Below are 1,027 nucleotides of genomic sequence, written 5' to 3' on the forward strand. Positions count from 1 at the left end.
GACCTGACGATCGGTGCGACCACGACGGCGGGCCAGCTCGACAAGCTGATCCAGATGGTCGACGATGCACTGACCTCGATGACCAGCGCCGCAGCTTCGCTCGGTTCGATCGGCATGCGTATCGAGATGCAGCAGTCATTCGTCGCCAGCTTGACGGACTCCATCGACAAGGGTGTCGGCCGTCTCGTCGATGCCGACATGAACGAGGAATCGACCCGCCTGAAGGCACTGCAGACCCAGCAGCAGCTCGCCGTCCAGTCGCTGTCGATCGCCAACACCGCTTCGCAGAACATCCTGACCCTCTTCAAGTAAAGGCATCTGGGCCAGGCGGCGCGTGCCGCCTCGGACAACTCATGATGAAAGGCCGCGTTCGAAAGAGCGCGGTCTTTTGCATTTGGCGTCTATTAAGAAAAAGGTAACTTCGGTTAAGTAAGTATTACAAAGTATCGTAAGTATTTTTCTCGTTTTCTCGTGCCTATTTCACTTCCCGTTAACTACGTCAGCTTAGTCTTTAAGCATCGAACGGGAGATCGATCGCAGCTGCTGCGATGTCGATATGCATGATGCAGAAGATCCGTTCCCGGTGGATTTCCGGAATGTCCCTGTCAATTTTTCAGTCGCCAAGGGGCACAAACTAAATGACCAGCATTCTTACCAACGTCGCGGCGATGGCCGCACTCTCGACCCTTCGCTCCATCGAGTCCGGGCTCGAGCAGACCCAGGCGGCAGTGTCTTCGGGCCTGCGCGTCGGTGACGCTTCCGACAACGCGGCCTACTGGTCGATCGCGACCACCATGCGTTCCGACAATATGGCCCTTTCGGCTGTGCAGGACGCTCTCGGTCTCGGCGCGGCCAAGGTCGACACGGCCTATTCCGGCATGAACTCGGCGATCGATGTCGTCAAGGAAATCAAGGCCAAACTCGTTGCCGCTACCGAAGACGGCGTCGACAAGACCAAGATCCAGGAAGAAATCACCCAGCTCCAGGATCAGCTGACCTCGATCGCGGAAGCCGCCTCCTTCTCGGG

2 protein-coding genes are annotated in these 1,027 nt (G+C 57.4%); both read left to right on the top strand.

Annotated features, from left to right (window positions below; all coding sequences use genetic code 11):
* Positions 1 to 312, top strand: a 312-nt coding sequence (locus DFR48_RS21710) for a flagellin (RefSeq protein ID WP_280956446.1), incomplete at its 5' end; no start/stop codon positions are given.
* A gap of 326 nt (positions 313 to 638) precedes the next feature.
* Positions 639 to 1,027: flagellin N-terminal helical domain-containing protein (locus DFR48_RS21715; protein ID WP_483458458.1), on the top strand; the 389-nt coding region annotated here is incomplete at its 3' end.

Source organism: Ciceribacter lividus (assembly GCF_003337715.1).
GTDB lineage: Bacteria > Pseudomonadota > Alphaproteobacteria > Rhizobiales > Rhizobiaceae > Allorhizobium > Allorhizobium lividum.